Source organism: Bacillus sp. FSL R10-2201 (assembly GCF_038008665.1).
In the GTDB taxonomy this organism is placed as follows: domain Bacteria; phylum Bacillota; class Bacilli; order Bacillales; family Bacillaceae_G; genus Bacillus_A; species Bacillus_A mycoides.
Genome location: NZ_JBBOZP010000001.1, coordinates 3629006 through 3644386, shown reverse-complemented (window position 1 = coordinate 3644386; position 15381 = coordinate 3629006). Strand labels below are relative to the sequence as shown.

The following is a 15381-nucleotide window of genomic DNA, read 5'->3' as shown; positions in this document are numbered from 1 at the left end:
AATTCTAAGTTATAGAAGGATTGGTATCTAGAAAGGGGCATAGTGATGGAAAAGCAAAAAACTTTTCATGTCGCTGTAGTTGGAGCAACCGGCGCAGTTGGTGAACAAATGTTAAATACTTTAGAGAAACGAGAATTTCCAATTGGGAAGTTAACGTTACTTTCATCTAAACGATCTGCAGGTAAGAAACTTGTATTTAAAGGCGAAGAATTTACAGTTCAAGAGGCAACTCCTGAAAGTTTTGAAGGAGTAGATATTGCACTATTTAGTGCAGGTGGATCTGTATCGAAACAATTAGCGCCAGAAGCAGCAAAGCGCGGTGCAATTGTTGTTGATAATACAAGTGCATTCCGTATGACAGAAAACGTGCCACTTGTTGTACCTGAAGTAAATGAAAATGATTTAAAAGAACATAATGGTATTATTGCAAATCCAAACTGTTCTACAATTCAAATGGTAGTAGCTCTTGAGCCAGTTCGCCAGCAATATGGTTTAAAACGAGTAATCGTTTCCACATATCAAGCTGTATCAGGTGCTGGTGCGGCAGCTATTGAAGAACTTCATGAACAATCACAAGCAATCTTAAATGGCGAAGAAGTAAAGGCGAATGTTTTACCTGTATCAGGTGACGAAAAGCATTTCCAAATCGCTTTTAATGCTATTCCACAGATTGATAAATTCCAAGATAATGGATTTACATTCGAAGAAATGAAAATGATTAATGAAACGAAAAAAATTATGCATATGCCTGAATTAGAAGTAGCTGCGACATGTGTACGTTTACCAGTTGTATCGGGTCATTCCGAGTCTGTATACATTGAAGTAGATAAAGAAGGCGTAACAGTAGAAGAAATGAAAAACTTACTTGCAAATGCAGAAGGTATTGTACTGCAAGATAATCCAGCAGAGCAGTTATATCCAATGCCAGCTACTGCAGTAGGTAAAAATGAAGTATTCGTTGGAAGAATCCGTAAAGATTTAAATAATGATAAAGGATTCCACCTTTGGGTCGTATCTGATAACTTATTAAAAGGCGCTGCATGGAATTCTGTTCAAATTGCAGAGCGCTTAGTAAAATTACAATTAGTGTAAACGGCTAAGAGAAGGTGCAAAATATGAAAATTATTGTTCAAAAATTTGGTGGTACATCAGTACGTGATGACAATGGGCGCAAGCATGCGCTTCACCATATAAAAAAATCGTTAGCTGCTGGTTATAAAGTAGTTACTGTTGTATCAGCAATGGGCCGTAAAGGTGAACCGTATGCAACTGATACGTTATTAAGTCTTGTAAATCAAGAGGAACCTAATATTTCTAAACGTGAGCAAGATTTATTATTATCATGCGGAGAATTAATCTCAGCAATTGTTTTCTCTAACATGTTGAATGAGAATGGTATAAAAGCAGCAGCATTAAATGGTGCGCAAGCTGGTTTTGTAACGAATAATGACTTTACGAATGCTAAGATTATTGAAATGAATTGCGATCGTATACATGAAGAGTTACAAAATGTAGATGTTATCGTCGTGACTGGATTCCAAGGTCAAACGAAAAATGGAGATACGACAACACTTGGACGCGGAGGTAGTGATACCTCAGCTTCAGCATTAGGTGTTGCGCTTCATGCTGAATATATCGATATCTTCACAGATGTTGAAGGTGTTATGACTGCGGATCCTCGTATCGTAAAAGATGCACGTCATCTTCAAACTGTAACATATAACGAGATTTGTAACATGGCTTATCAGGGTGCGAAAGTTGTTCATCCGCGTGCGGTTGAAATTGCGATGCATGCAAAAGTACCACTTCGTGTACGTTCTACGTATTCTGATAGTGAAGGTACGCTTATTGCGGCATATGATGGTGCTACAAAAGGGCAGGATGTAGAAGAACGTCCTGTTACAGGGATTGCCCATGTGTCAAACGTAACGCAAATTAAAGTGCTTGCAAAAGAAACTGCATATGATTTACAACAACACGTGTTTAAAGAAATGGCTAATGAAGGGATTAGTGTGGACTTAATTAACATTTCTCCTACTGGTGTAGCTTACACAGTAAAGGATAGTGTATCAGCGCGTGCAGTTGAGGTTTTAAAGCAACTTGGATATGATCCAGTGGTGACAGAGCATTGTGCGAAGGTTTCTATCGTTGGTGCTGGAATGGCAGGTATTCCAGGGGTTACAGCGAAAATTGTCACAGCTTTAGCGGAAAAAGGTATTCAAATTCTGCAATCAGCAGATAGTCATACGACAATTTGGGTTCTTGTAAAAGAAGCCGATTTAGTGGAGGCTGTGAATGCATTACATAGTGCATTTGAGCTTTCAAAAGAAAAGCAACTGGAACAATAAGGAGTGAGATCATGATAGATTTTGGGACAATTGCAACCGCGATGGTAACACCGTTTGATAAAAATGGTAATATCGATTTTGCAAAGACAACGAAATTGGTAAATTATTTAATTGATAACGGTACAACAGCAATCGTGGTAGGAGGGACGACTGGAGAATCTCCTACATTAACATCAGAAGAAAAAGTAGCGTTATATCGCCATGTCGTATCTGTTGTCGATAAAAGGGTGCCCGTCATCGCTGGAACAGGTAGCAATAATACGCATGCTTCTGTCGATTTAACAAAAAAGGCAACTGAAGTTGGTGTTGATGCAGTTATGCTAGTGGCACCGTATTATAATAAACCGAGTCAAGAAGGGATGTACCAGCACTTTAAAACAATCGCTGAAAGCACTCCGCTTCCGGTAATGCTATATAATGTTCCAGGACGATCTATTGTACAAATCTCCGTTGATACAGTTGTTCGTTTATCAGAAATAGAAAACATTGTTGCGATTAAAGATGCAGGTGGCGATGTATTAACAATGACAGAAATCATTGAAAAAACAGCGGACGACTTTGCAGTATACAGCGGTGATGATGGTTTAACATTACCAGCTATGGCAATTGGAGCAAAAGGTATTGTTTCTGTAGCATCTCATGTTATCGGGAATGAAATGCAAGAAATGATTGCTGCATTCCAAGCTGGAGAGTTTAAAAAAGCGCAGAAATTACATCAATTACTAGTAAAAGTAACGGATGCACTATTTATGGCGCCGAGCCCAACACCAGTAAAAACAGCATTACAAATGGTGGGATTAGATGTAGGTTCTGTACGTTTGCCACTTCTTCCATTAACGGAAGAAGAAAGAATAACGTTACAATCCGTAATGCAATCTATTCCTCGTTAATAAAAATGACCTAGTGTGAAACTAGGTCATTTTTATTTTGACTAACTATATGTAAGTGATGAAAATTAGCTATAGTTAATAGGCTGTAATAAGAAGGGGGTGGCAGGGGGGAGAATTAGTAAGAAACTGATTACAGAGATAAGATTTTTTAGTGAATATCGTTTCATGTTTATGTAAAGAATTTACATGAATATTTTTCCATCAAACTCTTATTACGTAGGGAAAATAGTAAAACTGATATGAATTTTGCCCTCTTAAATTATAATCTCATTTTAATGTCTTCTCTTGTCTTTCGCATAATTTAACTTGTGTTCTATTTCTTGTATCAGTTATAATATGGCTAAGTAGCTTAGTACGGGTATGCTTAGCAAAATTGGTAAAAATTAAGATTTAATGAAATTTTCATATCATATCGAATAAGATATTTGATTTATATAATGAAAGAGAGGTGAAACCTGGTTTAAAAAATTAACAAGGACATGATATCGCATAACGGTAAGGACATTCGTCTTGGACGGTGAATATATGGTGGTTGTAGAGTTTCCCCTGGTGTCTCTGCAATTTTAGTGAAATCAGTGTTTGCAAGATTTTTAAACCAGGCAACAACATGAAGAGAAAAGAGAATGAGTCTGTTAAAGTATTTGCTCTTGGCGGAGTAGGTGAAATCGGAAAAAACATGTACTGTGTTGAAATTGATTCTGAAATCTTTATTGTAGATGCCGGATTGATGTTCCCGGGAGATGAAATGTTTGGGATTGATATTGTTATTCCTGACATTACATATTTAGTAGAAAATCAAGAGCGAGTAAAAGGACTATTTATTACCCATGGTCATGAAGATCATATTGGTGGAATTGTTTATGTGCTTCGTAAATTATCTATTCCAGTATATGCGACGAAATTAACGGTAGGACTTATACAAGAAAAGCTTGGCGAAGCAGGAATGTTAGGCCGTGTAGACTTAAAAACAATTGACTCGAATTCAACAGTAGAGTTTAATTCAACAAATGTGTCATTCTTCGGAACGACACATAGTATTCCGGATTCTGTGGGTGTTTGTTTCCATACATCAAAAGGTGCTGTAGTATATACAGGAGACTTTAAATTTGATCAAACTCCAATCGGAAATAGTGGAGCAGATCTTGGGAAAATGGCGCAAATTGGAAATGAAGGCGTACTTTGCTTGTTATCTGATAGTACAAACGCTGAACGTCCTGGTTATACAGGTTCGGAAAAAGAAGTTGGTATAGAGATTTCTAAAGTATTCTATAGTTCAGAAGGGCGTATTATTGTTGCTTCATTTGCCTCCAATGTACACCGTATTCAACAAGTGTTTGATGCAGCTGCTGAAACTGGAAGGAAAGTAGCGGTAGTAGGACGTAGCATGGTGAAAGTGGTAGATATTGCAAGACGTCTTGGTTATTTAGATGTTCCAGAAGGTATGGTTATTTCATTACAAGAAATAGACAATTTCCCGGAAAAAAAGGTAGCCATCTTAACGACTGGTAGTCAAGGGGAACCGATGGCAGCCCTTTCTAGAATGGCGAAACAAGCTCATAAACAAATTTCAATTCGTAAAGGTGATACTGTTATTATTGCAGCTTCTCCAATTCCAGGAAATGAAGTATCTGTATCAAAAATTATTGACTTGTTATTTAGATCTGGTGCTGAGGTTATTTATTACGGTGAAAGAAAAGTTCACGTTTCAGGTCATGGTAGCCAAGAAGAATTAAAGCTGATGATAAATTTAATGAAGCCGAAGTATTTTGTACCCGTACATGGTGAGTTCCGTATGCAAAAAGCACATGCGTATTTAGCGGAAGATGTAGGTGTTGCGAGAGAGAATATCTTTATCGTAGAAAAAGGCGATGTAATTGCTTTTGGTGACGATGAAGCAAAATTAGCTGGTAAAGTGCAAGCTGGTAATGTTTTAATTGATGGATTAGGTGTAGGTGACGTCGGTAACATCGTTCTTCGAGATAGAAAGATGTTATCTCAAGATGGAATTTTAGTTGTTGTTGTAACACTTGGTAAGGATGAAAAGAAAATAATCTCTGGTCCAGAAATTATTTCACGCGGCTTTGTATATGTTCGTGAATCAGAAGCATTAATCGAACGATCCACAGATATTGTACGTATGATTGTTGAACAATCAATTAAAGAATATACAATTGAATGGTCTATGTTGAAACAAAATATTCGTGAATTATTAGGGCAGTTCTTGTACGAAGAAACGAAGAGAAAGCCAATGATTTTACCGATTATTATGGAAGTATAAAGAAGGTCACCTTTACAGGTGATCTTTTTCTTTTTTAACCCTATCGAATGAAATTCATAACTTAAGAAATAATAGTTATATACGAGTGAAAGGGGATGCGATATGACAGAACGTGATCGTTATACAAATGAAGAAAAAGAAGCTGAGCCGAAAGAAGTTCCAAAAGAGGCTTCTATAGTGGAGAAAATTCAGCAACTTGGACAGACAAATGTACCACAAATGAATGAATCGCGTATTCATTGCTTAACAATTGTTGGGCAGGTGGAAGGTCATATTCAGTTGCCACCACAAAATAAAACAACAAAATATGAACACATCATTCCGCAAATTGTCGCGATTGAACAAAATCCGAAAATTGAAGGTTTACTGTTAATATTAAATACAGTTGGGGGTGACGTTGAAGCTGGATTAGCGATTTCTGAAATGGTGGCTTCGCTTTCAAAACCAACTGTATCTCTTGTTTTAGGAGGAGGGCATTCAATCGGTGTACCGATTGCGGTCTCAACTGATTATTCATTTATTGCCGAAACAGCGACGATGACAATTCATCCAATTCGTTTAACAGGTCTTGTTATAGGTGTGCCACAAACATTTGAGTATTTGGATAAAATGCAAGAACGAGTCATTCGATTTGTGACAAAGCATTCGAAAGTAACGGAAGATCGTTTTAAAGAGCTTATGTTTGCAAAAGGGAATTTGACGCGAGATATTGGGACGAATGTAATAGGTGGAGATGCAGTGAAGTATGGTCTTATAGATGGTGTCGGTGGTATTGGTAGCGCACTTCGAAAATTAAACGAATTAATTGATGAACGCAAGGATAATAGTACAGAAGGGACAATGCTACAATGATTTTATATACAATTATGCCAGAGCAACTTGTGTATCCGGCCGATTATTCACAATGCGAAAGCCAAAAAGTTGTGAATATAAATGGCGTGGAATTAGTGGTTTCTGAGGAGGATAATCAATGTTACTCTATTGTACGTGTATTAAGTACGAATCCGTCTCACTACCTAGAGTTTGAGCCTGGACAGAAAATTACCTTTTAGCAAAAAGAAGGATTTTGTTTAGGAGCTATGGTATAATATAAAAAACAAGACGGTTGAGCAGCCATGAGTAGGCTGCTTTCTTCTGTTTATTTAACATTTTACAAGAAGTGTAAAAATAGAAGATATAAAGACCTGAAAAATAGAGAGAAAGACATGTAAGTAGAGCTTTTTTATAAGAAAGTTGTACTTAATTTTTAGAACACGAGGTGAAGAAATGGCAAAACAAAAGCAAAGAGGGACGAAGGCTAAGGCAAGACGTACGATAAAGCCAACTTTGTATTATGAAATCGTCGGGTTGACTCTTTTTGCACTTTCGATTATTACGATTTTACAGCTAGGTGTTGTAGGGAAATCGTTTGTGTTATTTTTTCGCTTCTTCTTTGGTGAGTGGTACATAATAGGTGTGTTAGGTGTAATAGCTTTATCTGTTGCGTTTGTAATAAAGCGGGGATGGCCCAACCTTTTAAATAAACGGCTAATAGGTGTTTATTTAATTGTACTAGCAATATTAATGTTTAGTCATATTACATTATTTAACCTGCTTACGAAAGATGGAGCTGTGCAAAATACTTCTGTAATTGTTAGTACAAAAGATTACTTCTTCCTTGAAATGAAAAAGGGCCCGGATAGTGTTCATTTAGGTGGTGGTATGTTCGGTGCACTGATGTTCGCAACGTGCTACTTCTTATTTGACGAAGTAGGGGCATATATCATTGGAATTATTTTAGTTATTCTTGGAATACTTTGTATAACAAATAAACATATTGGAGAAGTACTTGCTCCGATAGGGAGAATTCTTAGAAGTCAGTTTCAAGTAATGCAAGGGGATTATAAAGATTGGAAATCTCAAAGGGTCGCCGAGCAAACTGAAAAGAAAAAAACAACAAGAAGCAAGAGGCGTGAACGTGTTGCTGAACAAGAAGAAGCTATTGAGCCAGTAGAAGAAATAGAAATTGGTCCACCAATTATTTCGAATTTTACTGAGAATTATCCAGTACGTGAAGAGACGGAAAAGCAGATAGAAGAAAATGATTTAATTACTCCTCCGTTTATTGAAGAGGCAGTTCCGCCTGCGCCAGAAGAACAACCTCACAAGAAACGAGGAGAAAAAATCGTTGAATCGCTAGAAGGTGAAACGAAAGCACCTCCTATACAATTTTCTAATGTGGAAAATAAAGATTATAAGCTTCCTTCGCTTGATATATTAAAGTTTCCCCAAAATAAGCAAGTTACAAATGAAAATGCGGAAATTTATGAAAATGCTCGTAAATTGGAACGTACATTCCAAAGTTTTGGTGTGAAAGCGAAAGTAACAAAAGTACATAGAGGTCCTGCAGTTACGAAATATGAAGTGTATCCTGATATGGGAGTAAAGGTAAGTAAAATTGTTAGTTTAAGTGATGATTTAGCGCTTGCTTTAGCAGCGAAAGACATTCGTATTGAAGCACCTATTCCTGGGAAATCAGCTGTAGGGATTGAGGTTCCGAATTCAGAAGTTTCTATGGTAACGCTGAGAGAAGTTCTTGATTCAAAGGCGAATAACCACCCAGAAGAGAAGTTATTAATCGGTCTTGGACGTGATGTTACAGGAGAGGCTGTATTGGCACGTTTAAATAAAATGCCCCATTTATTAGTAGCTGGTGCGACTGGTAGTGGAAAGAGTGTATGTATTAATGGAATTATTGTAAGTATTTTAATGCGTGCAAAACCGCATGAAGTAAAATTAATGATGATTGATCCGAAAATGGTAGAGTTAAATGTATATAACGGTGTTCCGCACTTATTAACACCAGTCGTAACTGACCCGAAAAAAGCATCACAGGCTTTGAAGAAAGTTGTGAGTGAAATGGAGCGTCGTTATGAATTATTCGCGCATAGCGGTACGCGTAACATTGAAGGATATAATGATTATATTAAAGAACATAATAGCCAATCGGAAGCGAAACAACCTGAATTACCATATATTGTAGTGATTGTGGACGAGTTAGCTGATTTAATGATGGTTGCTTCTTCGGATGTAGAAGATGCGATTATGCGTTTAGCGCAAATGGCACGTGCTGCTGGTATTCATTTAATTATTGCGACTCAGCGTCCGTCAGTTGATGTCATCACAGGTGTTATTAAAGCGAATATTCCATCGCGTATTGCATTTGCTGTATCTTCCCAAATAGATTCTCGAACGATTCTTGACGGTGGTGGTGCAGAAAAGTTGCTAGGTCGTGGAGATATGTTATTCATACCAATTGGTGCATCGAAACCTGTTCGTGTACAAGGGGCGTTTTTATCAGATGATGAAGTTGAGAGAGTCGTAGAATCTGTTATTGCGCAGCAAAAAGCGCAATATCAAGAGGATATGATTCCACAAGATGTTCCTGAAACAAAGCAGGAAGTAGAAGATGAATTATACGATGAAGCGGTTCAGCTTGTAGTAGAAATGCAAACAGCATCTGTTTCTATGTTACAACGTAGATTTAGAGTAGGATATACGCGAGCAGCTCGTTTAATTGATGCCATGGAAATGAATGGTGTAGTAGGTCCTTATGAAGGTAGTAAACCAAGGGGAGTACTCATTAAAGATGTGCAAGAAAAAAGTTCTTAAAAAAAGCCTAATTGTTTTTACAATTAGGCTTTTTTATATGCTGTTTTTGTTATATACTATAGTCACTGACGAAGAAAGGGCTTACATCTTTAAGGGCCCTTTAGAATACGAATGCTTATCGTTTTGGTTTTCAAAACGTTCGATATTTAATGTAGAAAAATGTTGAATTCTGTTGACACATATGGGAGCAAGTGGTAAGATTACTTCGAAAAGAATCACTGCCTCATATAATCTTGGAGATAAGGTCCATAAGTTTCTACCTGGCAACCATGAATTGCTAGACTATGAGGGGAAAAGTGTGTAACAAAGGATGTAAGGAATCTTTGTGCCGAACTTTTTCTCTATATGAGAAATGTTTATGGTACAAAGTTTTTTTTATGGGATAAAGTGTGAAAATTTCATCTTGAAAAATTATTAATATTTATTCGATAATTACGATTATTTTTAGTATTTAGTAATTTATACTATGTTGTAAGTTGAAAAAAGAGAAAAGAAGTCTTACATCAGAGGTCGAATAATTGAAATGCGGGGGAGTCTTATGTCAGTAAAATCCGATAGTCGTCACCTATATTTGCGGGTGATTGATCACATCAAAGGGAAAATTAAAGATGGGGCTTACAAAGAAAAACAAAAGTTACCTTCAGAGTTTGATCTAGCGAAAGAACTTGGTGTAAGTAGGGCAACTTTAAGGGAAGCACTACGTATTTTAGAAGAAGAAAATGTTGTTATTCGTAGACATGGTGTAGGGACATTTGTAAATGCGAAGCCGTTATTTTCTTCTGGAATAGAGCAACTTTCTAGTATTACAGATATGATTTCTAGTGTGGGGAAAACACCAGGAACAATCTTTTTATCATCATCTACAACAACTTTAACAGAAGAAGAAAAAGAGAAATTTAATTGTGAAGATGCTTTTAGCGCAGTAATGATTGAACGTGTTCGTACAGCGGATGGGGAACCAGTTGTATATTGCATTGATAAACTGGCAAAAGAGATATTACCAGATTTATCGGGATACAATGAGGAATCGCTGCTTACAGTAATACATAATAATACGCACAAGCGTATCACATACGCAGTTGCTCACATTGAACCGATTGGTTATCACCCGAAAATTTCACCGATTTTAGAATGTGAACCTGAAACGGCACTGCTAGTTTTAAAACAAATGCACTATGATCAAAATGATGAGCCAATCTTATATTCTATTAATTACTTTAGAGCTGATAAGTTTAGCTTCCACGTATTAAGAAAACGTATGTAGGGAAGTTCCTTTTTAGGGAGGTGACAGCAAGAAGTAAGGGACAGCAGCGTATGAATCATTAGACAAAACATTTCAGGAGGGGTTTCTAGTATGAAGAAAAAAACAGGTCTTTTATTATCGTTAACGTTAGCAGCAAGTACAGTGTTAGGTGCATGTGGTAACTCGGATAAAGCGGATAGTGACAAAAAAGGGGATAAAGAGTTTAAGGTTGGTATGGTTACAGATGTTGGGGGCGTTGATGACAAATCATTTAACCAATCAGCTTGGGAAGGTTTAACAAAATTCGGTAAAGACAACGATTTAAAGAAAAATGAAGGATATCGTTACCTTCAATCAAGTAAAGATGCTGATTACATTCCAAATTTAACGAAATTTGCGAAAGATCATTATAACACAACATTTGGTATTGGATACTTAATGGAAAAATCAATTGAAAAGGTGGCTGAACAGTATCCAAAAGAGCAATTTGCGATTGTAGATACTGTTGTAAAGAAGCCGAACGTAACAAGTGTTACATTTAAAGACCATGAAGGTTCATTCCTAGTTGGAGCTGTAGCAGCGATGACAACAAAATCAAATAAAGTTGGTTTTGTTGGTGGTGTGAAGAGTCCGTTAATTACAAAATTCGAATCAGGTTTTAAAGCTGGTGCAAAAGCAGTAAATCCAAATATCGAAATTGTATCACAATATGCTGATGCATTTGATAAGCCAGAAAAAGGATCTGTATTAGCTTCAGCAATGTACGGTCAAGGCGTTGACGTAATTTACCATGCTTCAGGTGCAACTGGTAACGGTGTATTCACAGAAGCGAAAAACCGTAAGAAAAAAGGTGAAAATGTTTGGGTAATCGGTGTTGACCGTGACCAAAATCAAGAAGGCATGCCTGAAAACGTAACTTTAACTTCAATGGTAAAACGTGTTGATGTTGCAGTAGCAAAAGTAGCGCAAGAAGCGAAAGATGGTAAGTTAAAAGGCGGTAAAGTAGAAGAGTTCGGCTTAAAAGATGATGGCGTTGGTATTGCGAAAACAACTGATAATGTGAAAAAAGTAAACCCAGAAATTTTAACAAAAATAGAAGAGTTTGAGAAGAAAATCACTGCTGGTGAAATTAAAGTACCTGCGACTGATGATGAATATAAAGCATACGAAGCTGCTCTAAAGAAATAATGATAGAGCAATAGCAAAGGTTAGTTCTTAGAACTAACCTTTGTATATATAAAAATACTTTTAATAGAGTGTAATTGGGGAGTGTTCCCTGCTAGAAGGAGGAACAAAATGGAATACGTAATTGAGATGAACAATATTACAAAAGTATTCCCAGGTATTGTAGCGAATGACGATATTACGCTGCAAGTAAAACAGGGAGAGATACACGCTTTACTTGGAGAAAATGGTGCAGGGAAATCAACGTTGATGAATGTACTGTTCGGTTTGTATCAACCAGAACAGGGCGAAATTAAAATTAAAGGAACCCCTGTAAAAATTACAAATCCGAATATAGCAAATGACCTTGGAATTGGGATGGTCCATCAGCACTTTATGCTTGTTCATAATTTTACAGTTACAGAGAATATCATTCTTGGAAATGAGCCGAAGAGAAAAGGGAAAATAGCTGTTGAAGAGGCTGCAAAAGAAATTAAACAATTATCTGAACAGTACGGTTTAGCTGTTGATCCAAATGCAAAGATTGAAGATATTTCGGTTGGGATGCAGCAAAGGGTTGAAATATTAAAGACGCTTTATCGTGGTGCGGAGATTTTAATATTCGATGAACCGACTGCAGTGTTAACTCCTCAAGAAATTCATGAGTTGATTCAAATTATGAAAAAGCTTGTGCAAGAAGGAAAATCTATCATTCTTATTACACATAAATTAAAAGAAATTATGGAAGTTTGCGATCGTTGCACAATTATTCGTAAAGGTAAAGGAATTGGTACAGTTGACGTTGCGAAAATGGATGAACATAAACTTGCAGAATTAATGGTCGGACGTCAAGTGAATTTTAAAACAGAAAAAATAGGGGCCAAACCGAAAGAGGAGGTTCTGTCTGTTGCGAATCTTGTCGTTCATGATGCACGCCAATTACCTGCTGTAAAAGGCCTTGACTTAACTGTTCGTGCAGGAGAAATCGTTGGTATTGCAGGGATTGATGGAAATGGTCAAAGTGAATTAATAGAGGCGATTACTGGTTTACGAAAAGTTGAGTCAGGTTCTATTGCAATTAAAGGAAAAGAAATAACGAATTGGCCTGTTCGAAGAATTACAGAGGAAGGAATTGGTCATATTCCAGAAGACCGTCATAAACACGGGCTAGTTCTTGATTTTTCTGTTAAAGACAATATAGTTTTGCAAACATACTATAAAAATCCATTTTCAAAGAAGGGGATTTTAAACTTTAGCAAAATCACAGAGAAAGCAAAGGCGCTTATTGAACAGTTTGATGTACGTACGCCTAGCGAACAAACATTAGCGCGTGCTCTATCAGGTGGAAATCAGCAGAAAGCTATCATTGCACGTGAAGTAGATCGTAATCCAGATTTATTAATTGCAGCACAACCAACACGTGGTTTAGATGTAGGTGCGATTGAATTTATTCATAAAAAATTAATCGAGCAGAGAGATAATGGGAAAGCAGTATTACTTCTATCGCTAGAACTGGATGAAATTTTAAATGTAAGTGATCGAGTTGCTGTTATATATGAAGGTAAAATTGTAGCAATTGTCGATGCGAAAGAAACAAATGAACAACAGCTTGGTTTGTTGATGGCTGGCGGAACGGAGAAAGAGAAGGTGAATACAAATGGCTAAAAAATTTTTAACGGAGCGAACAATTAACATTTTAGTTCCTGTATTATCCGTTATTTTTGGTTTACTTGTTGGTGCCATTGTAATGTTAGTTAGTGGATATGATCCAATTGTTGGGTATGCAGCGCTTTGGGAAGGAATGGTTGGAAATCCGCAGGCTATCGGTGAGACGCTACGTACGATGATTCCACTCGTGTTAGCTGGTCTGTCTGTTGCATTTGCGTTTCGTACAGGTCTCTTTAACATTGGGGTAGAAGGACAATTATTAGTTGGATGGCTTGCCGCTGTCTGGTTTGGATATGCAGTATCGTTACCAGCATTTTTGCATATTCCGTTATCTATTTTAGTAGCCGCGATTGCCGGTGGTTTATGGGGATTTATACCTGGATATTTAAAAGGAAAGCTTAAAGTAAATGAAGTAATTGTCACAATTATGATGAACTACATTGCACTTTATGTTACGTATGATCTTATTAAACGTTTTATACATGAAGGTAATGAGAAATCTTATGATGTACAAGCGAGTGCTTCATTAGCTTCTGATTGGCTATCTTCATTGACAGATGGATCTCGTTTGCACTGGGGAATTGTTGTAGCTATTTTAATTGCTATTGTAATGTGGTTCGTATTAGATAGAACTACGTTAGGATATGAGTTGAAATCGGTTGGTTTTAACCAAAATGCATCGCAATATGCAGGGATGAAAGTCTCTCGTAATGTTGTATTATCAATGACAATTGCTGGCGCTTTTGCTGGAATTGGTGGGGCAATGGAAGGTCTAGGAACATTCCAAAGTATGACGGCAATGACATCGTTTACTGGTATTGGATTCGATGGGATTGCGGTAGCTCTTCTTGGAGGAAATAATCCGTTTGGTATATTATTATCGGCTTTACTGTTCGGTGGTTTGAAAAGTGCAGCCCCGCAAATGAATTTTGAAGCAGATGTACCTTCTGAGTTAATTAATGTTATTATCGCATGTATTATTTTCTTTGTTGCTTGCAGTTATGTTTTACGCTGGGCACTTACACGCATGAGCAAGGAGGGGAAATAAATGAGCTTTATAGATATTTTAGCCATTCTTGTGACTGGTACTTTATATACGGCAGCGCCACTTATTTTTACGGCGTTAGGTGGAGTGTTCAGTGAACGTTCTGGGGTTGTAAATATAGCCTTAGAAGGTTTAATGTTATTTGGTGCATTTACTGGTATCGTTACAACGTTATTAATGGGTGATACGTGGGGAGCAATGACTCCTTGGATTGCACTATTATTTGCAGCTATTGGTAGTGGGTTATTTGCACTTCTTCACGCAGTAGCGTCCATTACATTCCGCGCGGATCAAGTAGTAAGCGGGGTAGCGATTAACTTTTTGGCTCTCGGTTTAACAGTATTTGCGATTAAGAAAATCTTTGGTAAAGGACAGACTGATTTTATTCAATACCGAATTGAAAAAATCGATGTTCCAGGACTTTCGGATATTCCGGTAATCGGGAAAATCTTTTTCTCAAATGTACCGTTAACGTCGTATATTGCCATTATTTTAGCATTTGTTGTTTGGTACATTATTTATAAAACACCGTTCGGTCTTCGTCTTCGTGCTGTTGGTGAACATCCAATGGCAGCAGATACGATGGGGATTAATGTATATAAAATGCGTTATATTGCAGTTTGTATATCTGGAATGTTTGCAGGAGTGGGTGGTGCGGTCTTCGCAATGTCGATTTCTGGTAACTTCTCAGGTGCTACAATTACTGGACAAGGTTTCTTAGCACTAGCAGCTATGATCTTTGGTAAATGGAATCCACTTGGTGCTCTTGGAGCAGCGCTGTTCTTCGGATTTGCTCAATCACTTGGGATAACAGGTGGTACAATTCCTATATTAAAAGAAATTCCAAGTGTATTCTTAACGATATTACCGTATGTATTTACAATATTAGCACTCGTTGGTTTTGTAGGCCGATCTGAAGCTCCGAAAGCATTAGGAACGCCTTATGAAAAAGGAAAACGATGAGTATTTAGAAAGTATAAAAAAAGCTCGCACATTAGTGCGGGCTTTTTTACATAGAATATATTTAATACGGAATTTTACTATGTTCCTTACATATTAAAGTTTTTAGAAAGACTCAAATGTAAGCATAATAA

12 protein-coding genes and 1 riboswitch are annotated in these 15381 nt (G+C 37.1%); all 12 genes read left to right on the top strand.

Annotated elements, in window-relative coordinates:
• Positions 1 to 45 precede the first annotated feature (45 nt).
• The 12 genes from asd (at position 46) to NSQ69_RS18640 (ending at position 15250) form a co-directional block, all read left to right on the top strand.
• On the top strand, positions 46 to 1092 hold the full coding sequence (asd, locus tag NSQ69_RS18695) for an aspartate-semialdehyde dehydrogenase (protein ID WP_002014577.1): 1047 nt from the start codon (positions 46 to 48) through the stop codon (positions 1090 to 1092).
• Positions 1093 to 1115: 23 nt separating this feature from the next.
• Positions 1116 to 2348 carry an aspartate kinase gene (gene dapG / locus NSQ69_RS18690; protein ID WP_002088068.1) on the top strand — a complete coding sequence of 411 codons (1233 nt, stop codon included), beginning with the start codon at positions 1116 to 1118 and terminating at the stop codon, positions 2346 to 2348.
• 11 nt (positions 2349 to 2359) lie between these two features.
• A complete protein-coding gene (gene dapA, locus NSQ69_RS18685; RefSeq protein WP_002014579.1) occupies positions 2360 to 3238 on the top strand; it encodes a 4-hydroxy-tetrahydrodipicolinate synthase in 879 nt (292 codons plus the stop codon).
• A gap of 607 nt (positions 3239 to 3845) precedes the next feature.
• Positions 3846 to 5516: a ribonuclease J gene (locus NSQ69_RS18680; protein ID WP_002088065.1), complete on the top strand. Its 1671-nt coding sequence runs from the start codon at positions 3846 to 3848 to the stop codon at positions 5514 to 5516.
• A gap of 102 nt (positions 5517 to 5618) precedes the next feature.
• Positions 5619 to 6368 (top strand): translocation-enhancing protein TepA, encoded by a 750-nt coding sequence (tepA, locus tag NSQ69_RS18675; protein WP_002014582.1) that lies wholly within the window; start codon positions 5619 to 5621, stop codon positions 6366 to 6368.
• Entirely contained in the window at positions 6365 to 6568 is a 204-nt protein-coding gene (locus NSQ69_RS18670) for a YlzJ-like family protein (protein ID WP_002088064.1), read from the top strand. The genes tepA and NSQ69_RS18670 overlap by 4 nt, the downstream gene beginning before the upstream one ends.
• Before the next feature lie 214 nt (positions 6569 to 6782).
• Positions 6783 to 9167, top strand: coding sequence for a DNA translocase FtsK (locus NSQ69_RS18665; RefSeq protein ID WP_002128718.1), 2385 nt, complete (start codon positions 6783 to 6785; stop codon positions 9165 to 9167).
• A gap of 203 nt (positions 9168 to 9370) precedes the next feature.
• Positions 9371 to 9472: riboswitch (purine riboswitch) on the top strand.
• A 233-nt stretch (positions 9473 to 9705) separates the two neighbouring features.
• Positions 9706 to 10431, top strand: coding sequence for a GntR family transcriptional regulator (locus NSQ69_RS18660; RefSeq protein ID WP_002088063.1), 726 nt, complete (start codon positions 9706 to 9708; stop codon positions 10429 to 10431).
• 90 nt (positions 10432 to 10521) lie between these two features.
• Positions 10522 to 11598: a BMP family lipoprotein gene (locus NSQ69_RS18655; RefSeq protein ID WP_341099603.1), complete on the top strand. Its 1077-nt coding sequence runs from the start codon at positions 10522 to 10524 to the stop codon at positions 11596 to 11598.
• 108 nt (positions 11599 to 11706) lie between these two features.
• Complete coding sequence (locus NSQ69_RS18650; RefSeq protein ID WP_002128712.1) at positions 11707 to 13239, top strand: ABC transporter ATP-binding protein; 1533 nt, start codon at positions 11707 to 11709, stop codon at positions 13237 to 13239.
• A complete protein-coding gene (locus tag NSQ69_RS18645; RefSeq protein WP_002088061.1) occupies positions 13232 to 14290 on the top strand; it encodes an ABC transporter permease in 1059 nt (352 codons plus the stop codon). The genes NSQ69_RS18650 and NSQ69_RS18645 overlap by 8 nt, the downstream gene beginning before the upstream one ends.
• Entirely contained in the window at positions 14291 to 15250 is a 960-nt protein-coding gene (locus NSQ69_RS18640) for an ABC transporter permease (RefSeq protein ID WP_002066758.1), read from the top strand.
• Positions 15251 to 15381: the final 131 nt, after the last annotated feature.

Excerpts from the sequence above, each read along its gene's own strand:
- asd (WP_002014577.1), top strand. The coding sequence starts at position 46 with ATGGAAAAGCAAAAAACTTTTCATGTCGCTGTAGTTGGAGCAACCGGC.
- dapG (WP_002088068.1), top strand. The coding sequence starts at position 1,116 with ATGAAAATTATTGTTCAAAAATTTGGTGGTACATCAGTACGTGATGAC.
- dapA (WP_002014579.1), top strand. The coding sequence starts at position 2,360 with ATGATAGATTTTGGGACAATTGCAACCGCGATGGTAACACCGTTTGAT.
- NSQ69_RS18680 (WP_002088065.1), top strand. The coding sequence starts at position 3,846 with ATGAAGAGAAAAGAGAATGAGTCTGTTAAAGTATTTGCTCTTGGCGGA.
- tepA (WP_002014582.1), top strand. The coding sequence starts at position 5,619 with ATGACAGAACGTGATCGTTATACAAATGAAGAAAAAGAAGCTGAGCCG.
- NSQ69_RS18670 (WP_002088064.1), top strand. The coding sequence starts at position 6,365 with ATGATTTTATATACAATTATGCCAGAGCAACTTGTGTATCCGGCCGAT.
- NSQ69_RS18665 (WP_002128718.1), top strand. The coding sequence starts at position 6,783 with ATGGCAAAACAAAAGCAAAGAGGGACGAAGGCTAAGGCAAGACGTACG.
- NSQ69_RS18660 (WP_002088063.1), top strand. The coding sequence starts at position 9,706 with ATGTCAGTAAAATCCGATAGTCGTCACCTATATTTGCGGGTGATTGAT.
- NSQ69_RS18655 (WP_341099603.1), top strand. The coding sequence starts at position 10,522 with ATGAAGAAAAAAACAGGTCTTTTATTATCGTTAACGTTAGCAGCAAGT.
- NSQ69_RS18650 (WP_002128712.1), top strand. The coding sequence starts at position 11,707 with ATGGAATACGTAATTGAGATGAACAATATTACAAAAGTATTCCCAGGT.
- NSQ69_RS18645 (WP_002088061.1), top strand. The coding sequence starts at position 13,232 with ATGGCTAAAAAATTTTTAACGGAGCGAACAATTAACATTTTAGTTCCT.
- NSQ69_RS18640 (WP_002066758.1), top strand. The coding sequence starts at position 14,291 with ATGAGCTTTATAGATATTTTAGCCATTCTTGTGACTGGTACTTTATAT.